Annotated in this window: 17 protein-coding genes; 14 read left to right on the top strand and 3 right to left on the bottom strand. The window is 71.5% G+C overall.

The genetic code is table 11. From position 1 onward, the window contains the following. Genes dgoD through C1A38_RS14000 form a run of 5 tightly spaced genes read left to right on the top strand, consistent with a single transcriptional unit; the run spans nt 1 to nt 4,641 of the window. Nucleotides 1–1,149, top strand: coding sequence for a galactonate dehydratase (dgoD, locus tag C1A38_RS14020; RefSeq protein WP_102658272.1), 1,149 nt, complete (start codon nt 1–3; stop codon nt 1,147–1,149). 2 nt (nt 1,150–1,151) lie between these two features. Next, complete coding sequence (locus C1A38_RS14015) at nt 1,152–1,790, top strand: bifunctional 4-hydroxy-2-oxoglutarate aldolase/2-dehydro-3-deoxy-phosphogluconate aldolase (protein WP_233196817.1); 639 nt, start codon at nt 1,152–1,154, stop codon at nt 1,788–1,790. After that, a complete protein-coding gene (locus C1A38_RS14010) occupies nt 1,787–2,743 on the top strand; it encodes a sugar kinase (protein WP_102658270.1) in 957 nt (318 codons plus the stop codon). The genes C1A38_RS14015 and C1A38_RS14010 overlap by 4 nt, the downstream gene beginning before the upstream one ends. Nucleotides 2,744–2,765: 22 nt before the next feature. Further along, nucleotides 2,766–3,995 carry a D-mannonate dehydratase ManD gene (gene manD, locus C1A38_RS14005; protein WP_102658269.1) on the top strand — a complete coding sequence of 410 codons (1,230 nt, stop codon included), beginning with the start codon at nt 2,766–2,768 and terminating at the stop codon, nt 3,993–3,995. Further along, complete coding sequence (locus tag C1A38_RS14000) at nt 3,985–4,641, top strand: gluconokinase (RefSeq protein WP_102658268.1); 657 nt, start codon at nt 3,985–3,987, stop codon at nt 4,639–4,641. The genes manD and C1A38_RS14000 overlap by 11 nt, the downstream gene beginning before the upstream one ends. A gap of 40 nt (nt 4,642–4,681) precedes the next feature. Here the strand turns inward: C1A38_RS14000 and C1A38_RS13995 are convergent, their stop codons facing one another. Genes C1A38_RS13995 through C1A38_RS13985 form a run of 3 tightly spaced genes read right to left on the bottom strand, consistent with a single transcriptional unit; the run spans nt 4,682 to nt 6,721 of the window. Beyond that, nucleotides 4,682–4,903 carry a hypothetical protein gene (locus tag C1A38_RS13995; RefSeq protein ID WP_102658267.1) on the bottom strand — a complete coding sequence of 74 codons (222 nt, stop codon included), beginning with the start codon at nt 4,901–4,903 and terminating at the stop codon, nt 4,682–4,684. A gap of 22 nt (nt 4,904–4,925) precedes the next feature. Beyond that, on the bottom strand, nt 4,926–5,768 hold the full coding sequence (locus tag C1A38_RS13990; protein ID WP_102658266.1) for a DUF2705 family protein: 843 nt from the start codon (nt 5,766–5,768) through the stop codon (nt 4,926–4,928). Further along, nucleotides 5,765–6,721 (bottom strand): ABC transporter ATP-binding protein, encoded by a 957-nt coding sequence (locus C1A38_RS13985; protein WP_102658265.1) that lies wholly within the window; start codon nt 6,719–6,721, stop codon nt 5,765–5,767. Before C1A38_RS13985 ends, C1A38_RS13990 begins: the two co-directional genes overlap by 4 nt. A gap of 446 nt (nt 6,722–7,167) precedes the next feature. Here C1A38_RS13985 and C1A38_RS13980 point away from each other — a divergent pair, with 446 nt between their 5' ends. The 9 genes from C1A38_RS13980 to C1A38_RS13940 form a co-directional block, all read left to right on the top strand. Beyond that, on the top strand, nt 7,168–9,309 hold the full coding sequence (locus C1A38_RS13980) for a TOMM precursor leader peptide-binding protein (RefSeq protein ID WP_146017547.1): 2,142 nt from the start codon (nt 7,168–7,170) through the stop codon (nt 9,307–9,309). Between the two features lie 55 nt (nt 9,310–9,364). Next, on the top strand, nt 9,365–9,547 hold the full coding sequence (locus C1A38_RS13975) for a hypothetical protein (RefSeq protein ID WP_102658263.1): 183 nt from the start codon (nt 9,365–9,367) through the stop codon (nt 9,545–9,547). Nucleotides 9,548–9,728: 181 nt separating this feature from the next. Next, on the top strand, nt 9,729–9,947 hold the full coding sequence (locus tag C1A38_RS13970) for a thiazolylpeptide-type bacteriocin (RefSeq protein WP_102658262.1): 219 nt from the start codon (nt 9,729–9,731) through the stop codon (nt 9,945–9,947). 77 nt (nt 9,948–10,024) lie between these two features. After that, entirely contained in the window at nt 10,025–10,210 is a 186-nt protein-coding gene (locus C1A38_RS32405) for a thiazolylpeptide-type bacteriocin (protein ID WP_102658261.1), read from the top strand. Nucleotides 10,211–10,299: 89 nt separating this feature from the next. Next, complete coding sequence (locus C1A38_RS13960) at nt 10,300–12,258, top strand: TOMM precursor leader peptide-binding protein (protein ID WP_158244896.1); 1,959 nt, start codon at nt 10,300–10,302, stop codon at nt 12,256–12,258. A gap of 10 nt (nt 12,259–12,268) precedes the next feature. Beyond that, entirely contained in the window at nt 12,269–13,897 is a 1,629-nt protein-coding gene (locus tag C1A38_RS13955) for a SagB family peptide dehydrogenase (protein ID WP_102658259.1), read from the top strand. Continuing rightward, on the top strand, nt 13,894–16,761 hold the full coding sequence (locus tag C1A38_RS13950) for a lantibiotic dehydratase (RefSeq protein ID WP_146017546.1): 2,868 nt from the start codon (nt 13,894–13,896) through the stop codon (nt 16,759–16,761). Before C1A38_RS13955 ends, C1A38_RS13950 begins: the two co-directional genes overlap by 4 nt. Next, on the top strand, nt 16,754–17,803 hold the full coding sequence (locus C1A38_RS13945; protein ID WP_233196814.1) for a thiopeptide-type bacteriocin biosynthesis protein: 1,050 nt from the start codon (nt 16,754–16,756) through the stop codon (nt 17,801–17,803). The genes C1A38_RS13950 and C1A38_RS13945 overlap by 8 nt, the downstream gene beginning before the upstream one ends. Next, nucleotides 17,800–19,013, top strand: a 1,214-nt coding sequence (locus tag C1A38_RS13940; protein ID WP_102658256.1) for a M50 family metallopeptidase, incomplete at its 3' end; no start/stop codon positions are given. The genes C1A38_RS13945 and C1A38_RS13940, both read left to right, overlap by 4 nt.

Genomic DNA, 19,013 nt, shown 5'->3' with positions numbered 1-19,013 from the left:
ATGACCACCATCTCCCGCGTCGAGACGTTCCTGGTCGCACCCCGCTGGCTGTTCGTCCGGGTGGAGACCACCGACGGCATCGTCGGCTGGGGCGAGGCGACCTGCGAGGGCCGCTCGGAGACCGTACGCACCGCCGTCGAACAGCTCAGCGAACTGCTGATCGGCCAGGACGCGCTGCGCATCGAGGACCACTGGCAGGTGATGACCAAGGGCTCCTTCTACCGGGGCGGCCCGATCCTGGCCAGCGCCGTCGCCGGCCTGGACCAGGCGCTGTGGGACATCGCCGGCAAGCGGTACGGCGCCCCCGTGCACCAGCTGCTCGGCGGACCCGTCCGGGACCGGATCCGGGTCTACGGCTGGGTCGGCGGTGACGAGCCCAGCGAGGTGCGCGACCAGATCGCCGCGCGCGTGGAGGCGGGACTGACCGCCGTGAAGATGAACGCCTCCGGGCGGATGAGCCCGCTGGCCACCGTCGCCGAACTCGACGAGGTGGTCAAGCGGGTCGCCGCCGCCCGCGAGGTGCTCGGCGAGCACCGGGACGTGGCCGTGGACTTCCACGGCCGGTTCACCCTCGCCAACGCCCGCCGGGTCGCGCCGCTGCTGGAGCCGTACCGGCCGTTCTTCCTGGAGGAGCCGGTGGTGCCGGAGAACTCCCACCTCATCGGGGAGTTCGTCCGCTCCACCACCACCCCGGTCTCCACCGGGGAACGGCTCTACAACCGGCAGGAGTTCCTGCCGGTGCTGCAGGCCGGCATCGCGGTGGCCCAGCCGGACCTGTCGCACGCCGGCGGCATCACCGAGGTACGCAAGATCGCCGCGCTGGCCGAGACGTTCGACGTGCAGCTGGCCCCGCACTGCCCGCTCGGGCCGATCGCCCTGGCCGCCTGCCTGCAGGTCGGTTTCGCCACGCCGAACTACCTGATCCAGGAGCAGAGCATCGGCATCCACTACAACCTCGGTGCCGAGGTGCTCGACTACTGTGTCGACCAGCAGCCGCTGACCTTCGTCGACGGGTACGTCCAGCGCCTCACCGCACCGGGGCTGGGCATCGAGATCGACGAGCAGGCGGTACGCGCGGCGGACAAGCGGGGTCACGCCTGGCGTAGCCCGATGTTCCGACACGTCGACGGTTCGTACGCGGAGTGGTGACCATGACCGACCTGCTCACCGCCGAACTCACCGCGCAGCGGCTGCTGGCGATCATCCGAGGCACCGACACCGCCGCCGCGATCGCCACCGGCACCGCCCTGCTGGCCGAGGGAGTGTCGATCATCGAGGTGGCGCTGACCACCCCGGGCGCGCTCGACGCCATCGCGGCGATCCGGGCGGACGCGCCCGCCGGCACCCTGGTCGGTGCCGGCACGGTGCTCACCCCGGCGGCCGTGGCCGACGTGGCGGCGGCCGGCGCCCAGTTCGTGGTGACGCCGGCCGTGGTCGACTCGATCCCCGAAGCGGTCCGTCGGGGACTGCCGGTCGCCGCCGGCGCGCTCACCCCGACCGAGGCGTACACCGCCGTCCGGTGGGGTGCCAGCGTGGTCAAGCTCTTCCCGGCGTCGGTGGGCGGCACGGCGTACCTGAAGGCGGTGCGCGACCCGTTCCCGGACATCCCGTTCGTCGCCGTCGGCGGGGTGGGTCTGGCCGAGTTGCCGGGCTACCTGGCGGTCGGCGCGATCGCGGTCGGCGTCGGCGGCCCGCTGGTGGGCGACGCCGCCTCCGGCGGCGACCTCGACGCGCTGCGGGAACGGGCCCGCGCGTACCGGGCGGCGGTCCGCGAAGCGGGGCCACGGTGACCGCGCCCGTGGAAGCGCTCACCCTCGGCGAGGCGCTGGTGTCGCTGCGCTCGTCCGGCCCGCTGGCGCTCGGCGGTCCGCTGACCATGCACCTGGCCGGCGCGGAGACGAACGTGGCGATCGGGCTGGCCCGACTCGGCCACCGGGCCGCCTGGGTGGGCCGGGTCAGCGACGACGAACTCGGCGAGTTCGTGCTGCGCCAACTGCGGGCCGAGGGGGTGGGCACCGACGGCGTACGCCGCGACCCCGACCGGCCCGCCGGCCTGATGTTCCTGGAACGGCGCACCGCCGACCTGAGCCGGGTGCAGTACCAGCGCACCGGCTCGGCCGGCTCCGCGCTGACCTGCGACGACGTCGCCGGACCGCTCGCCGCCGGTGCCCGGGTGCTGCACCTGAGCGGCATCACCCCGGCGGTGTCCGACAGCGCCCGGGAGGCGACGGTGTTCGCGGCCCGGCAGGCGGCCGCCGCCGGCATCACCGTGTCCCTGGACGTCAACTACCGGGCCCGGCTCTGGTCCCGGGAGGCCGCCCGCGCCGTGCTGACCCCACTGGCCGGGTACGCGTCGATCGTCATCGCCTCCGTCGACGAACTGGACCTGGTCGCCGAACCCGGCACCGACGAGGCCGGCGTCGTCGCCGAACTGCTGGGCCGGGGCGTGCAGACCGTGCTGGTCAAGCTCGGCGCCGACGGGGCCCGCGCGTACACCCGCGACGGCGCGCAGCACCTCGCCGCGGTGCCGGTCACCGCGGTGGACACCGTCGGCGCCGGCGACGCGTTCACCGCCGGCTACCTCTCCGGCCACCTCGACGGACTGGACCTGCGCGACCGGCTGCGGCGCGCGGTGGCGCTCGGCGCCTTCGCGGTCACCGCACACGGCGACTGGGAGGGTCTGCCCCGCCGTGACGAGCTTTCCCTGCTGACCGGCAACGCCGCCGGCACCACCCTCCGCTGACACTGCGAGAAAGGCACCCCTCGTGAAGATCGTCGCTGCCGACGTCATCGTTTCCAGCCCTGACCGCAACTTCGTCACACTGAAGATCACCACAGCGGACGGCATCACCGGCCTGGGTGACGGCACGCTCAACGGCCGGGAACTCTCCGTCGCCTCGTACCTGCGCGACCACGTGGTGCCGCTGCTCATCGGGCGTGACGCGCACCGCATCGAGGACGCCTGGCAGTTCCTCTACCGCTCGGCGTACTGGCGGCGTGGCCCGGTCACCATGGCCGCCATCGCCGCGGTGGACGTCGCGCTGTGGGACATCAAGGCCAAGGCCGCCGGCATGCCGCTCTACCAGCTGCTGGGCGGTGCGTCGCGCAACGGCATCATGGCGTACGGCCACGCCTCCGGCCGGGACCTGCCGGAGCTGTTCGACTCCATCCGTGCGCACCTGGAGCAGGGCTACCGCTCGATCCGGGTGCAGACTTCGGTGCCCGGCATCAACGCCGTGTACGGGGTGGCCGCCCAGCCCAGCACCGGCGGCAAGCGCTACGACTACGAGCCGGCCCAGCGCACCCCGCTGCCCGCCGAGGAGGACTGGGACACCCGCGCCTACCTGCGGCACCTGCCCGGTGTCTTCGAGGCGGTGCGGGCCGAGTTCGGCCCGGAGCTGCCGCTGCTGCACGACGGCCACCACCGGATGACCCCGATCCAGGCCGCCAAGCTCGGCAAGGCTCTGGAGCCGTACGACCTGTTCTGGCTGGAGGACTGCACCCCGGCGGAGAACCAGGAGGCGCTGCGGCTGGTCCGCCAACACACCACCACGCCGCTGGCCATCGGCGAGGTGTTCAACACGGTGTGGGACTACCAGACCCTGATCCGCGAACAGCTGATCGACTACGTGCGGTCGGCGGTCACCCACACCGGCGGCATCACCGCCATGCGCAAGCTGCTCGACTTCGCCGCCCAGTACCAGATCAAGTCCGGCATCCACGGCCCGACCGACATCTCCCCGGTGGGCATGGCCGCGGCACTGCACCTGGACCTGGCCATCCACAACTTCGGCATCCAGGAGTACATGCGCCACGGTCCGCTGACCAACGAGGTGTTCCGTCAGTCGTTCACCTTCACCGACGGTTACCTGCACCCGGGGGAGCAGCCCGGTATCGGGGTCGAGTTGGACGAGGAGGCCGCCGCCCGGTTCCCTTACCAGCCCGCGTACCTGCCGTTCAACCGGCTCAAGGACGGCACGGTCCATGACTGGTGAGCCGTCGACCCGGCACATCGTGGTGATGGGGGTCTCCGGCGCGGGCAAGACCACTGTGGCCCGGGGGATCGCCGCGCGGACCGGTTTGGCCTTCGCCGAGGCCGACGAGTTCCACTCCGAGGCCAATGTGGCGCGGATGCGGGCCGGGATACCGCTGGACGACGACGACCGCTGGCCGTGGTTGCAGGCCCTGGCCGATTGGATGACCGCCCGGCACCGGGAGGGCGTCTCCACCGTGCTGACCTGCTCGGCGCTCAAGCGCTCCTACCGGGACCTGCTGCGGCAGGGGCCGCCGGGGGTGTTCTTCGTGCACCTTCATGGCCCGACCGAGGTGATCCGGGAACGGATGTCGGTGCGTACCCACGAGTACATGCCGCCCAGCCTGCTCAACTCGCAGACCGCGACACTCGAACCACTCTGGCCGGACGAGCCGGGCATCGTCATCGACCTGCGGTCGACAAGCGAGGCGCTTGTCGACGAGGCGGTACGGCGGCTCGGCCTGCCGGTGCCCGACGAGTCGCCAGCGGCGCCGGCCGCGACCGAGGTGCCGGCCGACGCCGAGGCGGTGGCGGTGACCGAGGTGGTGGTCGACGCCGAGGTGGTGGCCGTGGCCGAGGAGCGACCGGACCTGTCCGGACGCGCGTGAGAAGAAACGGTGGCGACCCCGGGCGGGGTCGCCACCGTTGTCACCGCTGCGGATGGCGGCGGACGAAGTCCTGGTAGGTCTCGTTGGCCAGTTCGGCCTGACGCAGCTCGGCCTGGCGGATCTCCGCGGCGGCCTGGGCGCGGGCCAGCCGTACCTCGTGTCGACGGTCCCGCAACCGGGACCAACCGCGCACCCCGGCGTAGGCGATCCAGCCGCTGGTGGCGAGCAGGCCGGTCAACGCGAACGCGAGCAGGAACTCCATCTGTTCCTCCGTTTCCGGCGGGTCAGCTGACGTCGCGACGCGCCGCCAGCCAACTGCCGAGCCCGAACATCAGCACGGTGTATCCGAGCAGGACCGCGGCCGGCAGCACCGCACTCGACGATTCCAGCACGCCGGGGGTACCGCCGTCGAACTGCGACCGGGCCCCCAGCGCCCCGGCGAGCGCGCCGGAACTCGGTGCCAGCAGCAGCTTCTGCAGCACCTCCAGCGGGCTCAGCACCAGGGCCAGTCCACTTATCGCGTTCTCCAGGACCAGGGTCCAGACCAGACCGATCGCGATCGCGGTGGCGGTGCTGCGGAAGACGATCGCGAGGAACCAGCCGACGCTGGCGTGCGCGGTGCAGATCAGCCAGGCGGCGGCCACCGCCCCGGCCAGGTCCGTGATCGGCGGCCAGTCCGCGCTGCGCCCCTCCACCATCGCCAGCACCCCGGTGACAAGCGCCATCGCGGCGAAGGTGACCACGGCGACCAGCAGCGTCAGACCACACAGGACGACGGCGTGACCGGCCAGGACCTGCTCCCGCCGGGGACGCTGCGTGAAGATCAGGTTGAACGTGCCCCAGCGGTACTCGTTGCCGACGACCAGGGCACCGAGGATGACCACGATGGCCCCGCCGAAGAGCGGGAACAGCCCGATGCCGGTGGTGACCAGCTGGCCGGGCAGGACGGTGCCCAGCAGGGTTTCGGCGGCCTCGGCCTGCTCCGGGTCGCCGGCCAGCGACAGGTGCACCAGGTACGGGATGCCGATGCCGAACGCGAGGGCGAGCAGGGTCCAGGTACCGCTGACTGTCCACACTGCGGGACGGCGACGGTCGGCGAACCAGGCGGCGCGTACCGAGGCGATCATCGGTTGGCTCCCGTCGTCACTGCTGCCTGTTCGGCCTGCTCGGGCGTGGCTGCGGCCGGCGCGGTCAGTTCCAGGAACGCCTCCTCCAGCGAGTGACGCAGCGCCCGCAGCTCACGGACGTCGACACCGGCGGTGACGAGTCGGCGGTTGAGCGCGGCGGCCAGGGCGGGATCGGTGCTGACCCGCAACATCCCGTCGACCTGGTCCACCGCCCGGACCCGGTCGTCGGCGCGCAGGCAGGTGATCGCCGTGTCGATCGGGTCGGCGTCGATCAGCAGGACGCCGGTGCCCAGCGCGCCCCGCAGCTCGTCCGGCGTACCCTCGGCGACCAGCCGGCCCCGGTCGATGACCGCGATCCGGTCGCAGACCTGCTCGACCTCGGCGAGCACGTGGCTGGAGAGCAGCACCGTCTGCCCGTGCTGGCCGAGCGAGCGCAGCAGCTCCCGCATCTCCGCCACGCCGGCCGGGTCGAGGCCGTTGGTCGGCTCGTCGAGGATCAGCAGGCTCGGGTCCTTGAGCAGCGCGGCGGCCACTCCGAGCCGTTGCTTCATGCCCAGTGAGTAGGTGCGAAACGGTGAGCCGGCCCGGGCGCTCAGGCCGACCTGGTCGAGCACCCGGTCGACGGCGGCGTCGGATACGCCCGCGTACCGGGCGGCCAGGCGCAGGTTGTCCCGCCCGGTCAGGTGCGGGTAGAAGGTGGGTGACTCGATCAGGGCCCCGATGCGGGCGAGTTGCCGTCCGGGTGGTTGCCCCAGCACGCGGATGCGTCCGGCGCTCGGGCGCACGAGCCCGACCAGCATCCGCATCGTGGTCGTCTTGCCGGCGCCGTTGGGCCCGAGGAAGCCGAGCACCTCACCCTCGCGGACCCGCAGGCTGAGCCCGTCGACCGCGGTGACCCCACCGGGATAGCGCTTGCTGACCTCATGCAGTTCGGCGGCGAAACGAGCACCCATCAACGGGACGCCGTAACCGGAAAATCGGGCAATGAGGACCGGTTGCGTCGATTTCCTCGAAGGGTCAAATCTGGTGGGACGATTTCCTGTGCCGCCACGCAGGGTTGCTTGCACATCGCCAATTATCTTTCCTTCGCTTAGTTGAGTGGGGGCATCCGGCGGGGGCGGGCATCGGAAAGGCGCGCGGTCCGGCATCCAGGTTGGATGGAGTTCGACACCCGTGACCTGCGCTCCGCAGTCGCGGACGCACCACAGGGTAGCGGAGTCCATCGACGCACGGAAGATCCTTCGGCGCGCTGAACGCACGTTTTTTCTCGGCCGCAGCTCACGGCCGGGTATTTGCCTTGTGCATTACGTTTTTCGAAAGAGTTTGTTGACGGGCGAGTAGATCATGGGCAGCATATAGTCACTTTTGGATGGTCGAAGTCGATGCATGGGAGCGGTGGATGAGCGAGTCGCCGGACGCCGGGAAGACGCTGGCAATGCGGCCGAAGCTGCGGCACGACGTGGTCTTCCTCGACGCCCCGGCCGGCGCGTACCTGCGCGGACCGGACACCGCCTTCCTGATCAAGGGTAAGACGGCCTTCCGCTGGTTGACGTCGCTGAGTCCGTACCTCACCGGCGAACACACTCTCGCGCAGCTCACCGACACCCTCGACCCGGGGCAGCGGCAGACCGTGCTCACCCTGGTCCGAGCGTTGGTCGCCCGGGGCTTCGCCAAGGACGCGGGGGACCGCACGGACCTGCCCGCGCCGCTGGCCCGGCGGTTCGCCGCGCAGGTCGAGTTCGTCGACCACTTCGCCGACGACCCCACCGGCCGATTCCTGCGCTTCCACCAGGCCCAGGTGACGCTGGGTGGTAGTGGCGCACCGCTGCTCGCGGCCGCCCGCGGTCTGCTGCGCAACGGCTGCGTAACCCTGGACCTGTACCCCGAGGACGATCCCCACGGGTACGTCGAGGCGCTCCGCGACGACCTGGCCGAGCTGCGTGCCGACGGGATCACGGCCGAGGCGGCCGTGCATTCCGGGGCGCTGACGGTCGCCGCCGCGGACGCGGTGATCTACTGCACCGGTCCGGACGGGTTGTCCCGTCTGGCCGACCTCGCCCGCACCTGCCACCGCGACGGCCCGCTGCTGGTACCGGTGCACTGGGACGCCCAACGCACGGCCATCGGGCCGATCGTGGCGTCCGGACAGACTCCCTGTTGGCTCTGCGCCCAGCTTCGGCTCACCGCCGCAGCCGACCCGGCGACGTCGGCACGGTTCTGGCGTCAACTCGCCGTCGCGGTCGGCGCACCGGCGGCGCTGCCCGAGGTGACCGGACAGATGGTGGGCAACGCCGCCGCGTTCGAACTGTTCCGGGTACTCACCGGTGCGCTCGCGGCGGACACCGCCACCGGGGTGCTGCTGCTCGACTCGACCACGCTGGAGTCCGCCCGGGAACGGGTGCTGCCCCACCCGGCGTGCCCGGTCTGCCGGCACGTCGAGGTGCCTACCCCCGAGGCGCCCGCCGACATCGACGACGAGACGACGTACCAGCGGGCCGAGGTGCTGGTGGCACCGAACGCCGGCGTCTTCACCCGGTTCGTCGACGATCCGCTGGAACAGGCACCGCTGAAGACGGCCCGGCTGCGCCTACCCGGCCCGGACGCCCCGCGCGAGGTGACCGCCTTCGACGTCCACACTGTGATGGGCGCTCGGCTGACCGCCTACCGTACCGCGATCCGTGACCACACCAGCCGGTACGCCGATCCGTCCGGAGCGCTCATCACCTGCGCCGCTGAGCTGCGGGAGCGCGGCGCCGACCCGGTGCCATGGACGGAGCTGGACACCGCGGCCGGCGCGGCGCCGGACGACGCGCGGCGACGGTGGCTACCCGCCCGGGTGCTCGGCGGATCCGACGAGGTCTGGGTGCCCGCCGCGCTGGCACTGCCGCTCGGCGGGCACCACGGCGAGGGTTGGGCCGAGCCGACGACGGCCGGTGCGGCCGTCGCGGCCAGCCTCGAGGAGGTGATCGACCGGGGACTGGCCGACGCCCTCGCCTACCACGCGCTGATCAGCGCGATGCGGGGCTGGTCCGTCCCACGCCCGATCAGCCACGAGGAACTGACCGGCGACGACGACACCGCCTTCGTGGTCAAGGCGGCGCACCGGTTCGGTTGCCGGCTGACGGTCGTGGCACTGCCGGACGCCGCGCCCGCCCACGCCGTGCTCGCCGTCACCGAACTGCCCGGCACCGACCACAGGTACTGGGCACTGGCCGGTGGCTTCGACCCGGTCGCCACCCGGCTCGCCGCCGTACGAGACGCGGTCGGCCACATTCAGGTACGGCACTTCGAAGGGACCGACGCCGACCTCGGCGACCCGGTACTACGGGACTTCGAGCCGGCCACACTCGTCGCCGACGTTGCCGCGCTCGACCCCACCACCATCCCGGCCGCCACCGACCGCGCCGCCGTGCTGGCGGCACTGGCCCAGCGATCGATGAGCGCACTGCTGGTGGAGACCACCACCCGCGACATCCACGCCAGCGGAGCGTTCCGCAGCGGTGTGGTCCTGCTGCGCCACCACGGCCGTACGGCCGCCTGAAACCACCACGACACGTGGTCCCGGCGAGGCACACACCGTGAGAGGAGGTGGAAACATGCCGATCACCCTGCACGACGAACTGCGCGAACTGGAGACCGAGACCTTCGAGATCGAGGAGGTCGCCGACGGCGAGGAGATGCTCGCAGCGACCAGCTCCAGCTGCTCCTGCTCCAGCTGCTGCAGTTGCAGCACGTCCAGCTGTTGCAGCACCAGCACCAGCACCTCCAGCTGCGGCTGACCGGGTGAACGGGTTTACCCCCGACGCCGATGACCTTCCCGTCCTCGAGGGGATCGCAACACAACGCTCCACCGCCGCCGGCGTGAGCCGGCGAGTACCCTGCGTGCCTCCGCTGGATCCACCGTGGTGGTGCGTCCCCGACCAGGACCACTGGCGCCGATCGCGGCTCAAGGAGACGTCCGTGCCGACACAACCCCCGACATCCGCTTCGCTTGCCGACTCGGTCCGCAGCGAACTGCGCGACCTGCAGACCGAGACATTCGAGGTCGAGGACATCGCGGATCTGTCCGCCGACCTGATGGACATCTGCAGCAGCAGCACCAGCACGTCGAGTTGCTCCAGTTGCAGCACGTCCAGTTGTTGCAGCTGCACCTCGTCGAGTTGCAGCAGCACAAGTTAGGTCACCTGTCGCCGTGCGTTCCGCGTACGCCCGGCGGTCGGTGTGACCCGCAAGCACCAGAGGGGAGGTGTACCCAGATGCCGGAGCTCACTGAGGAACTGCGCGCGCTCGAGACCGAGACGTTCGAGATCGAGGACGTTGACGCGATCGACGCCATGGTCATGGACTGGTCCAGCTCCAGCTGCTCCTGCTCGAGCTGTTGCAGTTGCAGCACGTCCAGCTGCTGCAGCACCAGCACCAGCACCGGATGCGGCGGCGGATAAACCCCAGCCGCCACCGTCCCCGCCGGCGATCCACGTCGGCGGGGCACCGGTCCTCCGCCCCCGCCGTACGACCGCAGACAGGTGAACGCATGATCGTCGATGTCCGGACCACCTCCACCGGATGGGACAGCAGCCTCAAGCAGCTCGGTGAGGTGCTCCACGAACGCCGCCAGGATCGGCCACCCCCGCCGGGTCCGACCCCGCTGGACGGAGTGACTGTCCGCATCGCCGCGCTGGGACTCACCGACGCCAACCGTGACACAGCGGAGACGGTGACCGAGGGCGACGTCCTGCCGATCTGGTTGCACGGCGTCACCGCGCTCGTCGGTCAACGCTGGTCACCGCCGACGCAGGGAGAGCGCGCCGGGCCCTGCCCGCTGTGCGTGCAGCGCCGCTGGCAGGCCATCCGGGTACGCGAGGAACGGCATGCCCTGGAGCACGACGCCCGGGTCGGCACCGTGGCCGCGCTGCCGCACCTGACTCCGTTCGCCGTCGACGCGTTGTGGCAGCTGCTGCTCACCGCCGCCGCCGCGTCGGCCGACCGGCCGGGCGTGGGTCGATTGTGGCAGCTGCGGATGGACACCCTGGAAACGACGAGCGTGACGGTGATGGTCGACTCCGAATGCCCGGCCTGCGCCCGGCCCCGACCGGACACCGCCGAAGCGGCGGTCATGCCGCTGACCAGTCGCCCCAAACCGGACCCGGAGTCGTATCGACTCCGGTCGGCCGGTGAGCTGGACCTGCCGGTGGCGGCGCTGGCCAATCCGCTCGTCGGCGCGCTGGGCGGCAACGCGTTGCGCGCGTACAACGCCACCGCGACCGCGCCGGTGACCGGCTACTTCCGGGTGCGTAGCCGCTACGACCTGCACGAGATGTGGTGGAGCGGGCACGCCAACAGCTACGGCAGCAGCGAGACGTACGCCCTGCTGGAAGGGCTGGAACGCTACGCCGGCCAGTTCCCCCGCGCCAAGGCGACGACCGTCTTCGACAGCTACGCCAACCTTGCCCCGCACGCCCTCGACCCGGCCGGCCTGGGCTACCACCCGGCGTTCTACCACGGTCACGGGCTCTACTACTCGCCCTACTCGCCGACCGAGCCGATGCACTGGGTCTGGGGCTACTCGTTGCGGGACCGCGCGCCCCGACTCGTCCCCGAGCAGCTGGTCTACTACCTGGACCGCCGTACCGACCAGCGCAAGTTCGTCCAGGAGTGTTCCAACGGCTGCGCCAGCGGCAGCTGCCTGGAGGAGGCGCTGCTGCACGGCATGCTCGAACTCGTCGAGCGGGACGCCTTCCTGCTCGCCTGGTACGGCTCCGCCCGGATGGCCGAGATCGACCCGGCCACCTGCCGCGACGAGCGGGTGCACTTCATGATCGACCGGGTGAACCTGCTCGGATACGACATGCGTCTGTTCGACACTCGCGCCGACCTGCCCGTTCCGGTGGTCACTGCGGTCGCCGTCAAACGTGGCGACGGACTCGGGCAGCTCTGCTTCGCCGCCGGGGCCAGCCTCGACCCCGACGACGCGGTCCGCGCGGCGGTCTGCGAAACCGCATCGTACGTGCCCGGGTTCGACGAGCGGGTGGCCGCGAGCGAACCGGAGCTGCGGGAGATGACCCGCGACTACACGAAGGTCACCGAACTCAGTCACCACGCGCTGCTGTACGGCCTGCCGGAGATGACCGGCCACGCCCGGTTCCTCTTCGACAACCCGCCGCTGCGGTCGATGACCGACCTGTACAGCGACTGGCTGGCCACCCGGCCCACCCACGACGACCTGTGGGCCGACACGCAGCACCTGGGTGGCCTGATCGCCGGGCTGGGCGGCGACGTTGTCGCGGTCGACCAGACCTGCCCGGAGCAGGAGATCGCCGGGGTGCACACGGTGGCGGTGGTCGCTCCCGCCCTGGTGCCGATCGACTTCGGCTGGCAGCGGCAGCGAGTGCTCTACAGCGATCGGCTGGAACGGCACCTGGCCCGGGGCACGCACGGACCGGACCAGCTCGGTGCCACCGGTCGCAACCTGAACCCGCACCCCTTCCCGTAGGAGCACCGGCATGCAGCTTCCGGCCCGCGACATCGTGCGGGACTACACCGAGGCGGTCTTCCGCCGGGCCCGGGTTCCGATGGAACCCCTCAACTTCGAGGTGGACTGGGTCGACCAGCCCTCCCGCCACACCGCGTACCCGGGCGCGCCCCAGGTGCCGCTGCCGACGCGCCTGCCCGACCTGGCCACCCTGCGGGACGTGTTCACCCAGGCGCCGTCGGCCTCGGCTGGCTGGTCGATGGCGCGGCTGGCGACCCTGCTCCGGCTGTCGTACGGGGTGCTCGACCGTCGGATGACGGTCAACTGGAACCAGGACGTCGCCAAACGGGCGCACTTCGAACATGCCGTGTGGGGGCGGGGCACCGCTTCCGGCGGCGGCATGTACCCGGTGGAGGTGTACCTGGTGGCCGGGGCGTCCGCGCCGGTGCTGCCCGGCGTCTATCACTACGACACCGGCCGGCACATGCTCCAGCGGCTGCTCGTCGGCGACGCCGGCGGCAGCATCCGGGCCGGGCTGGCCGGTCCCGAGGACGCCGACAGCTTCCTGGTGGCGAGCCTGCGGTTCTGGAAGAACTCCTTCAAGTACAACAGCTTCTGCTACCACGTGGTCACCCAGGACCTCGGCGCCCTGCTCGGCTCCTGGGAACTGCTGGCCTCCGCGCTGGGCGTACCGCTGCGCCGGCTGCTCTGCTTCGACCCGGCGCCGATGGACCGGCTGCTCGGCTTCGACAGCGACCAGCAGAGCGTGTTCGCGGTCGTGCCGCTGCAGTGGAGCGCCGAGGCGGCCGGAACCCGTGACCCCGCCGTACCCACCCGGGTCGGGGACGGCGGGGTCACGCCACCCGTGCAGATCCACTACGCCGCCCACGAGCGCTCGAAGCGGGTGCGACAGTTCCCGGCCGTGACCGAGGTGCACCGCGCGGCGGCCCACCCTCCGGCCACCGTCGACCCGGCCGCCGTCGTCGACGCCGCACCCCGGCCCCTGTCCGGCGAACCGGTCGCGTTGCCCGAACCCCGACTCGACCTGCTCGACCGTCCGCTGTCGACGGTGCTGGCCACCCGGTCCAGCAGCTTCGGCCGGTTCCGGCGGCCACCCGAGCTGACCGTCGCCGAGCTCGGCACCACGCTCGCCTTCGCCGCCGCCGGGCGACCCCACCCGGCCGACGCCGGCCTGCCCGCCGACGCGCCGGCCCTGACCCGGCTCTGGGTCTTCGCCAACCACCTCGACGGCCTGCCTGCCGGCGGCTACGCCTACTGCCCCCGGCGACACGCGCTGCTGCCCGCCGCGCCGGAACCCGCGGTCGGGATGTCGGCGTTCCTGCAACAGCACTACTTCCTCACCAACTACACGATGGGGCAGGTCGGCGCGGTGCTGGCCATCTCCGGACGGCTCGACGCCGTGCTCGACGCGTACGGTCCCCGGGGTTATCGGATCCTCAACGCCGAGATCGGCGCGGTGGCCCAGCGGGTCTACTGCGCCACGACCGCCCAGCGGGTCGGCTGCGGCGCGGTGCTCGGCTTCGACAACGTCGCCATGGACGAGGCGCTGGGTCTGTCCGACACCGACGAACGGACCGTGCTGTTCCTGCTGCTCGGTCGCAACTCGGACGCCGTGGCCACCGTGGAGTACCGGCTGTGACGCCCCCGACCCGCACCGACCTGCCGACGAAGGAGACAACAGTGACGGTGGCCCTGCCCGCCCCACCGGCCGCCGCCGAGATGTGCTGGCGGATGCCCGAGGTGTTCATGCTGCGCACCGGCGGGATGCCGCTGGAGGTCGCCGACCGGCTCGCCTTCGACCGCAGCGCCGCCTGGGCCCGACAGGTCGTGGACCTGGAGACCCGGCTGCGGCAGACCGGCCAGGAGCTGGCCGACGCGCTGCAGGCGGCGGTGGCCCGCCACCTGCACGACGACGGCCTGCGGCAGCGGCTGATCCGGTTGCGCCGTGACGTGTACAACCTGCGCCGGCCTCGTCCGGACGACCCGGCTGCCTGGGCCGACGTGCTCGACGCTGCCGACCACCGGGCGCTGACCGACTGGCTGGAGACGTTCGCCGCGTACCAGGGCCGTCTCACCGACGGCGCGTCGGTGCTGGCCGAGGAGTTGACCGAGCGGCGCGCCGTGCTGCGGGACCTCGCCGACGACCCCGACCTGCGCGGCGGGATCCTGCTCGCCTCCCCGTCACTCGACCAGTACCTGCCCGGATACCTCGCCGCAGCGGCCCGGCCCGGCAAACGGACCCGCCGGGTGGAGCGGTCGCTGCTGGAGTACGCGCTGCGGACCGCCTGCAAGACCAGCCCGTTCAGCCGGCTGACCACGGTCAACGTCGGCACCTTCCGCCACGGCGGCGGCCGGCTGCTCGACGTACGCCCCGCCGCCGACGCGGCCAAGGCGGCGGTGGCGCGACTCAACCTCGCCGTCCTGGGCCGACTGTCGGCGATCGTGCTGGCCGACGAGACGCTGCGCGCCGACCTGCCGGTCACCGTCACCACCGGCTGGCGCATCGAGCGCGGTCGGCTGCGCTACCTGCGGCGACGCCGGACCAGCTCGGAGGACGGCGACGCGGCGATCACCCTGGAGTCGATCCACGAGTCGCTGTTCGTGCTGCCCACCGGGCAGGTCCTGCACGACATCCTGACCGCGCTCGACGGCGGTCGGGTGCGGCGGCTGTCCGACCTGGCCGCCGAGCTGACCGCCGCCGGCCGTCCCGCCGACGAGGTCGAGCAGTACCTGCACCACCTGCTGCGGGTCGGTCTGCTGGTGGTACCGAACCTGCAACTGGACATCCACGCCGACGACCCGGCGGAGGGCTACCGGCTGGCGCTGCGCGCCGTCGACCGCCCGTGGGCCGACCGGCTCGCCGAGCGGGTCGCCGCCGTCAACCGGCTGGCCACCGGGTATCCGGGCGCCGACATCGACGGTCGGCGTGCCGCGCTGGCCCAGATCCGTCAGGAGTTGCTCGCCGCGCACACCGACCTCGGCCGCGCCGACGTGCCCGCTCCCCGGACCCTGGTGTACGAGGACGCCACGCTGCGCACCGACGCGCCGGTCACCGCCGACCGGGACCAGTGGGAGCGTACGGTGCTGCCCGGGTTGCGGGCGCTCGCGCAGATCATGCCGGTCTTCGACGTCAATCTGCCCCGTCGAGTGGTCACCAAGGGTTTCTTCAAGGCCCGCTACGGCGTCGGGGGGCGCTGCGACGACCTGCTCAGCTTCGCCCACGAGTTCCAGCAGGACTTCTTCGAGCACTACACCGGGCGGGCGATGCGCCGCCGGGCGTTCGACGCGGACAACAACTACGTCCGGCAGGAGAACTGGTTCCGGCAGGACGAGATCACCGCCCTGGACGACGCGCGCATCGAGGTGGCCCGGCGGGTCAACGAGGCGTACGCCGACCTGCCGGCCGACGCCGAGGAGATGGTGCTCGACGAGGCGTTCATGACCGAGGTGGCCGCGATGGTGCCGCAGACCCTCGGCACCCTCGACCCACGGTCCTTCTTCCTCCAACTCGCCGACCAGGGCGACCGGCAGCGGGTGGTGGTCAACCGGGTCTACTCCGGCATGACGCTGCTCTTCTCCCGCTTCGCCCACCTGTCCGCCGCCGAGGACCTGGCCGGGGCGCTGCGCACCGAGCTGGCCCGGTTGCAGCCGGCCGGTGCGGTGCTCGCCGAACTGCGCGGCGGGTACGACGCCACGAACCTCAACCTGCACCCGGCGGTCACCCCGTACGAGCTGGTCTGCCCGGGCGAGATCAGCTTCCGGCCGGAGGCCGAGCAGATCCACATGGACGACCTCAGCGTCGAACACGATCCGCTCACCGATCGGCTGCTGCTGCGTTCCCGCCGGCTCGACGCCGAGGTCATCCCGGTCTACCTGGGCTTCCTGCTGCCGATGGCGCTGCCCGAGGTGCAGCAGGTGCTGCTCAACTTCGCGCATCTCGGGATGGCCCAGCCGGATCTGTGGGCCGGCACCGACGTGCCGTTGCCCGACCGGGGCATGATCGGCTACCCCCGCATCGTGCACGGCGACCTGGTGCTGCAACGGCGGATGTGGAAGCTGCACCCCGACCACCTGCCGCCGGCGCGTACCCCGCAGGTCGACGACGCCGACTGGTTCCTGGCCTGGCAGCGGTGGCGGCGCGAGAACGGCCTGCCGCGTCGGGTGTTCGCCACCCCGGAGGGCACCCGCCTGGCCCCCGCCCCGGCCGCCGACGGCGAGGCGCCCGCCGGTGGTGGCGCGGCCGGCGGTGGTGGTGCGGCCGGCGGTGGTGGTGCGGCGGCGGCGGGTGGTCGGCCGGAGCACAAGCCGCTCTACGTCGACTTCGACAGTTACCTGTGCCTGCAACTGCTGGACGCGATGAGCCGGTCGGCAGGCAGCCGGCTGGTGCTCGTGGAGATGCTGCCGGACCGTGACGAGCAGATGGTACGCACGCCGTCCGGGTCGTACGTGACCGAACTGACAGTTGAACTCAACGGTGTCCGAGGGGGAGTGGACCGTGACTGACTATCCGTCGCCGGTGGACCACGGCTGGCTCAGCGTCCACGTGTTCTACGCCAGCAACGCCAACCCGATGCTGGTGGAGGGCGTACGACCGCTTGTCGACGAGTTGCGCGAGGAAGGGCTGATCAGCAGGTACTTCTTCATCAAGTACTGGATGGAGGGCCCGCACATCCGGTTGCGGGTGCTGCCCGCACCGGGCGTGGACCCGCATCTGGTACGCACCCGGGTGGACGAGGCGATCGCTGCCTTCCTGCGCCGCCGACCCGCCCTGTACGAGGTCGACAGCGACGGCCTCGGCGACCTGTACAAGCAGATGTTCCTGGCCGAGTACGGCCAGCAACGCTGGGACGCCGAGTACGGCGCGGACGGCACCATGCCGATGCGGGCCAACAACAGCTACCACCACATCCCGTACGAGCGGGAGTACGGCCGCTACGGCGGCCCGGCGGGCATCGAGTTGGCCGAGTGGCACTTCGAGCACTCCAGTGACGTGGTGCTGGACCTGCTGGCCACCACGAACGTGCACGTACGGCCGGTGCTGCTGGGCCTGTCGGCGCAGTTGGGCATGATGCTGTGCGCGGTGTTCCTCGACGACGACCGGCGCATCGCCGAGTTCCTCGACGAGTACCGCCGTTTCTGGGAGGTCTCGTACTCCGAACCGAGCGACGAGTACCACGCCAGCTTCGATACCAGCTATCGGCGGATGGACGCCGCGCTGCGCGATCGGTTGGCCGCCATCCGGACGGCGGCACGGGGCCCCGCGTCCGCTCAGGCTACCGGGGTCGAGGGTCGCTGGGCGGTGCACTGCCGGGAACTGCGGGACCGGGTGGTCGCCCTGGCCGGGCAGGGCAAACTCGTCTTCCAGCGTGGCGATGCCGAGCCACGGGTGGTCGAGGATCTCGACGCGGTCGTACCGATCGTGCTCAGCTCGTACCTGCACATGACCAACAACCGGCTCGGCGTGAGCATCCTCGACGAGATCTACCTGTCGTACCTGATGCGGACCGCACTGCTCGACGAGCCGGCGCCGGCCGGATCCCGATGACCACCGTCGAGGCCGGCCAGGCCGCCACCTGGGCCCGGCCCCGGCTGCGGACCGGGATCGTGCTCGGCCCGGGGATGTGGCGCGACGGCAAGCTCGTGCACCACGTCAAGGACCCGGAAACCGGCTGGTACTACCGGGTGGGGCCACGCGAGCACTTCCTGATGTCGCGGATGGACGGCACCCGCAGCCTCGACGACCTGGCCGAGGAGTACGCCACCGCCTATCAGCGTCGGCTCGGGCCGGAGAACTGGCAGCAGTTGTTCGGCATGCTGCACAAGCGGCAACTGCTGCACGGCGCGACGGACCCGGACGCCCTCGCCGCGCTCGCCGCCACAGCGGGCGGGGGCGCGGCGAAGGCGAAACGCGGCCTGTTGTCGGGTCGGCTGCCGCTGTTCGATCCGCAGCGGCTGTTCGACCGGGTGCTGCCCTGGCTGGGGCCGGTGTTCAGCTGGTGGTTCGTGGTGCCGGCGCTGGCGGTGGCGCTGGCCGTCGCCGGCTACGTGGTGTGGCACCTGCCGGAGTTGGCCGGCGGGGTCGGTGGCCGTCCGCTGCTGGCGATCGTGGTCGCGGTGGCGGTCACCTGGCTGATCGTCTTCCTGCACGAGTGCGCGCACGGTCTGACCTGCCGACACTTCGGTGGACGGGTCACCGAGATCGGGGTGATGTGGCGGCTGCCGATGATCGCCCCGTACTGCAAGGTCGACGACGTGGTGCTGTTCACCCCACGCCGACGGGTGGCCACCGCGTTCGCCGGTGTCTTCGTCAGCATGCTGGCGCTGGTGCCGTTCGCCGCGGTACGCCTCTGGGGATCACCCGGGGTGCTGTACGACCTGGCCGGCACGATGCTGCTGTTCGGCACCGCCACCGCCGCGATCAACCTGGTGCCGTTCCTGCGCCTGGACGGCTACCACATGCTCAGTCACGCCCTGAACCTCGCCGACCTGCGCGCCGACTCGTACCGCTTCTACGGCCGCCTGCTGCGCCAGGGCCCGCGAGCGGTCGCCGGCTACCGACCCCGCGACCGGGTGGCCTTCACCCTGTACGGCCTGACCTCCGTCCTGCTGGCCGGCACCGTCCTGACCTTCCTGATCCGCTACTGGTACGCCACCCTCGCCAACTGGCTCACCCCCACCTGGGCGGTAGTCATCCTCACCACCGAAGCCATCCTCCTGGCCACCCTCATCACCCACCTGACCCGCCGCCGCCCCAC

Origin of the sequence: Verrucosispora sp. ts21 (assembly GCF_002879555.1) — a bacterium.
Taxonomy (GTDB): Bacteria; Actinomycetota; Actinomycetes; order Mycobacteriales; family Micromonosporaceae; genus Micromonospora; species Micromonospora gifhornensis.
This window is presented reverse-complemented; position numbering and strand designations above follow the sequence as displayed.

Excerpts from the sequence above, each read along its gene's own strand:
- dgoD (WP_102658272.1), top strand. The coding sequence starts at position 1 with ATGACCACCATCTCCCGCGTCGAGACGTTCCTGGTCGCACCCCGCTGG.
- C1A38_RS14015 (WP_233196817.1), top strand. The coding sequence starts at position 1,152 with ATGACCGACCTGCTCACCGCCGAACTCACCGCGCAGCGGCTGCTGGCG.
- C1A38_RS14000 (WP_102658268.1), top strand. The coding sequence starts at position 3,985 with ATGACTGGTGAGCCGTCGACCCGGCACATCGTGGTGATGGGGGTCTCC.
- C1A38_RS13995 (WP_102658267.1), bottom strand. The coding sequence starts at position 4,903 with ATGGAGTTCCTGCTCGCGTTCGCGTTGACCGGCCTGCTCGCCACCAGC.
- C1A38_RS13990 (WP_102658266.1), bottom strand. The coding sequence starts at position 5,768 with ATGATCGCCTCGGTACGCGCCGCCTGGTTCGCCGACCGTCGCCGTCCC.
- C1A38_RS13985 (WP_102658265.1), bottom strand. The coding sequence starts at position 6,721 with ATGGGTGCTCGTTTCGCCGCCGAACTGCATGAGGTCAGCAAGCGCTAT.
- C1A38_RS13980 (WP_146017547.1), top strand. The coding sequence starts at position 7,168 with ATGAGCGAGTCGCCGGACGCCGGGAAGACGCTGGCAATGCGGCCGAAG.
- C1A38_RS13975 (WP_102658263.1), top strand. The coding sequence starts at position 9,365 with ATGCCGATCACCCTGCACGACGAACTGCGCGAACTGGAGACCGAGACC.
- C1A38_RS32405 (WP_102658261.1), top strand. The coding sequence starts at position 10,025 with ATGCCGGAGCTCACTGAGGAACTGCGCGCGCTCGAGACCGAGACGTTC.
- C1A38_RS13960 (WP_158244896.1), top strand. The coding sequence starts at position 10,300 with ATGATCGTCGATGTCCGGACCACCTCCACCGGATGGGACAGCAGCCTC.
- C1A38_RS13955 (WP_102658259.1), top strand. The coding sequence starts at position 12,269 with ATGCAGCTTCCGGCCCGCGACATCGTGCGGGACTACACCGAGGCGGTC.